Here is a 217-nt window from a genome sequence, read left to right as displayed (position 1 = left end):
GGCAGCAGCAGTTCGGCTTCCTCCACTTCCTCCGCAGACGAAACGGGGGCGGGAAGCAGCAGCGAATCCACCGCCACTTCGGGAGAGGGAGAAACCAGCAATAGCAGCGAGGAAACCTTCACTCCTGGCGCCGATTCTAGCAGCGGAAGTGCCAGTGCGATCGCATCTTCCAACGAGGCGGAAACGGAAGCTACAGCCACTGCCGGAGATGCGGAAA

The 217-nt window shown here is 60.8% G+C and carries 1 protein-coding gene; it reads left to right on the top strand.

Translation table 11 applies throughout. From position 1 onward, the window contains the following. A partial coding sequence (locus AC0QHF_RS26105; RefSeq protein WP_324707200.1) for a hypothetical protein occupies positions 1-217 on the top strand: 217 nt, incomplete at both ends.

The organism is Lyngbya sp. CCY1209, assembly GCF_055795065.1.
The sequence above is the reverse complement of the archived record's forward strand: the minus strand, read 5'-3'. Positions and strand labels throughout refer to the sequence as shown.